We start from the raw sequence: 3,917 nt of genomic DNA, 5'->3' as shown, positions 1-3,917 counted from the left end.
CTGAAGAGGAAAAGCTGTCTCGGCTCAGATATATTCGAGATCAGATCAAAGGTGCGCGGTGGGCAAAAAAGATGGGGCTCCAAACATCTGGTCCAGCAACGCTACAAAGAACTCTGTGGCTCTCTCTACCTTCCTAAGGATCTCTATGATCTTGATTTCAGGGTTTCGAATCAAAGACTTCAGCTGTATTTTCGCAAGAATCACTATCGGATAAGCAAACACATCGCCAGGTTCGGTAAAAATATTATTGTGACATCATATCACGATTTATCCACGGATGATATCGTCCGGGCCAGCCTTGATCGATACCAGGTGGAAAATGCCTTCAGGCAGACAAAAGCTGGTGAGTTCGGAAACTTCCGCCCCATGTGGCACTGGACCGACTCGAAAATTCGCTGCCACATTTTCTCATGCATAGTGGGCCTTGACGTACCTCCGGCTGGCCACACTTTGGCTGAATCGCGCAGGAGTCGCATGCAGTCCCGACAGTGCCATGCAGTCCATGCGAAATTTGAATAGCTGTTTATGCTGGCACAGTGGTAAAAGAAAACCCACCAGAATGCTCGAAGAACCAGACCCCGAACAAGCAGCCATCCTCGCTGCCATAGGCTACAAAATACAAAATGGGGTCTTACAAAAAGTTCAGGCGTAATTTGTTGATATTATTCTATTTTTAAAGAATTTTAAGTGATTAAGCCTGAAAGTCGAGTCAGAAGAGGCGACAACTTCCCTGACACAGGGGGCTACCCAAATTGGACAATTATCAGGTTGCCTTTTTTTTAATCTACACCATCTGTTTATACATTAACTATCCAGAATAATGTATTTTTCAAAAAATTATAACTTATTCAAAAAATTCAATATTCCTGTTGCAAAGCATCCTGAATATTTTGTTTTATATTTGTATGACAATATGCCGAATTCTAACCAGTTGATTAAAAGGTTTTTTTACCTTAAACAGCCAAATCGCAATTTTTAGTATCGGCTTTAGGCAACGATATGATTACAAAATCATCTTACACTTGGAGCCGTCGGCCTTCATTTCATTTTTTTAAGGAGAATTTGTATGCGTAGTTTCAAATCGGTACTTGTTCTGGTTTTGGCATCTTTCATCATCAGCGGATGTGCTTCGAGTGTTAAGCGCAAGGATCTATCCAGCCCGGCCACTCCCGCCACATTTATCACACAGGATCAGCCGGCAGGAAAAATTGCTATCAAACTCACTCCCGAGGCCAAAAAGGATCTCGCCGACAATATCAAGTTTGACCAGGATGAATTCAAGGACAAGGTGGTAAAGTCATTGACCGCACGATCTTTGTTGAACGAGTCATTAGAAGGGACGGAATCCCCGACAATCGAAATTGAAGTTGAAGATATCCGCGTACGCTCAACCCTCACAGCTGCCATGTTTGGTTTTATGGCAGGCAATGATTCCCTCACCGGCCGTGTCATGATCAAAGACCCATCCGGGAAAATACTCGATGAATTCACAATATCCGCATCATATGCTCTTGGGGGAGCTATCGGAGGGCAGGACTCTGTTAGATTGAACTGGCTTTATGAAGAATTTGCCGATGAGATGGCTGATGAACTGACTCATTCATAATCAGATCTATCCATATATTACTTAAAAATAGTATTCAAAGGATGCTTGTTTTTTCAGGCATCCTTTTTTTTCGACTATAAAGCGATGATTCGTATATTGCATTACTTATACATTCAAAATTCTTTCACGCTTGAAATGAGAAAAAAAACTATTTTGTCATACTAATCTGTTTAATTGTGGCCTGGATCTTTTTTGAATCTGGATGTAAAAAAAATTATCTAATAAAATCAATATTAAAAAAATTTGAAGACTTTTTCTATATCCGAGTATTTACTATGATCTTGAAAAGGGATACTTCCGGGACCCAGTTACATACTACGTTGGGTGATAGACATACGGCCAGCAAAAAAGGCCGAGAGCGATATCAAGAGAAGAGATGAACGGATCACTGTATAACGGAGAGCTTGTCGCAGGGGGGCTTCTTGTCCGCGAAAGCAGGCTGGTAGCGGATCTTATGCGAAAGGGGATGGGAAAAAAAGATTTTCTCGATGCAATCGTGCAAGATAACATTCTTCAGAAGCGATCACCGGCTGCGGCCCGGCGACAGGCTACGCTTATCTGGAAACGTTTTTCCATGCTCGATCCGACCTTTCTTCCAATCATTGCCGATGGTCCACACGATCAAACCTGTCAGGCCGTTTTTTGTGCGGCCATCAAACATAATCATCTTGTCGGCGATTTCATCCTCAAGGTTGTCGGTGAACACAAGAGAACCTTTAAGGGACGCCTCCACATTCTCGACTGGGACCGCTTTTTTGAAGACTGCAGCCATATCGAACCAAGGCTGGCTCTTTGGTCCGATTCCACAAAGGCCAAGATCAGGCAGGTTGTTTTTCGCATCCTTTCAGAAGCTGCGGTCATCGATTCGGCCCGTTCCAAGACCATCATGCCTTTTTATCTCACGCCCGAAGTGGAGGCCATGCTCCGATCAACACACGAGCAGTACGTGCTTAAGTGCCTGGAGGCCATACAATGACAGATGACTTCACCGCCCATCTCAACAAAATTACGGATCGCCTCTTGTCTGAGGAACTTCTCAGCAACGCCGGGCTGGGTAACGAGATCGGCTTCTACATTTTTGACTACCCGCCGGAGAAGGAATTACTCGTCAGGGACTACATCGAGACGGTCAAAGGGCAGCTCCACAAACGCAAACCCGATCTTCGGTTCACCCATGTCAACCTGTTCGAGCTTATCGTAGGATATCTTGAAAGCCGAAAAATCCTCGATCAGGCCTTCAAGCTTCAAAAAACCAAAGGGAATGAAGAATTGCTCAAGGCTCTCAGAGGTCCACTCCACCCCCAAAAAATCGCCAACCATTTCGTTCAGATAACCCAGCCTGAAGAACAGGACCTGGTCCTCATGAGCGGCGTGGGTAATGCCTGGCCACTTTTGCGGGGACATAACCTCCTCAATTGCCTGCACCCTCTCACGGAAGACACTCCTTTGGTCATGTTCTATCCCGGCCATTTTACCGGACAGGGTCTGCGCCTCTTCAGCAGGCTCAGGGAAAGCAACTATTATCGGGCTTTTTCGTTGGTCTCGTAAAAGCAGTTGGAAGGCGGAAGGATAGGCGGAAGGAACTACCCAAGGCCGTGCCTTCAGCCTAAACCCTTTCAGCCTTCAGTCTACTCCTACAAACCCTCAACCCCCACAAACCATGCTCATCAAGGATCTGTTCAATAAAAATCTTTCCCGTCCCATCAACGGGGTGGTCAAGGCGGAACAGCAGGAAGATTCCATTGTCTGGCAGGAATTGGACGAATACGTTCTGACCAGGGAATTGGATCGGCATTTCAGGACCTTTTTCGATACGTATGTGAATGCCCTGCAAAACCCGGATGATCCCAACATCACCGACCGAATGGGCGTCTGGATTTCCGGTTTTTTTGGCTCCGGTAAATCGCATTTCATCAAGATCCTGTCCTACCTGCTCAACAACAGGAACGCCAACGATCCCAAAACAGGGGTGAACAAGCGGGCCATCGAGTTTTTTACGTCAAAAATTCAAGATCCCCTTCTCATGGCCAATGTAAAAAAGGCCACGGGAACAGGGACAGACGTGGTTCTCTTCAATATCGACAGCCGGGCCGACTCCAATGATGGAAGGGGGACCATTCTCTCGGTATTCTGGCGGGTCTTCAACGAGATGCAGGGGTTCTGCGGTGATTCACCCCATATTGCGGACCTGGAACGCCACCTGACCGACCAGGGCGTGTACGAACAATTCTGCAGGGATTACGAGCAGGCCACCGACAATTCATGGCTCGATGACCGGGATACCTTTTATTTCCACCAGGATGAAATCGTC

The 3,917-nt window shown here is 46.1% G+C and carries 3 protein-coding genes and 2 pseudogenes; all 5 read left to right on the top strand.

All coding sequences use genetic code 11. The features are described from left to right. Positions 1-652 (top strand): annotated as a pseudogene (locus tag ACY692_RS14435) (IS1634 family transposase); the annotation flags it as partial. A 414-nt stretch (positions 653-1,066) separates the two neighbouring features. Then, a complete protein-coding gene (locus ACY692_RS14430; RefSeq protein WP_462326079.1) occupies positions 1,067-1,606 on the top strand; it encodes a DUF4410 domain-containing protein in 540 nt (179 codons plus the stop codon). A 376-nt stretch (positions 1,607-1,982) separates the two neighbouring features. Then, positions 1,983-2,582, top strand: coding sequence for a DUF1819 family protein (locus ACY692_RS14425; protein WP_462326078.1), 600 nt, complete (start codon positions 1,983-1,985; stop codon positions 2,580-2,582). Then, positions 2,579-3,154 (top strand): DUF1788 domain-containing protein, encoded by a 576-nt coding sequence (locus ACY692_RS14420; protein ID WP_462326077.1) that lies wholly within the window; start codon positions 2,579-2,581, stop codon positions 3,152-3,154. Before ACY692_RS14425 ends, ACY692_RS14420 begins: the two co-directional genes overlap by 4 nt. A 112-nt stretch (positions 3,155-3,266) precedes the next feature. Then, positions 3,267-3,917 (top strand): annotated as a pseudogene (locus ACY692_RS14415) (BREX system P-loop protein BrxC); the annotation flags it as partial.

It is taken from the genome of Desulfoplanes sp., from assembly GCF_054921335.1.
This window is presented reverse-complemented; position numbering and strand designations above follow the sequence as displayed.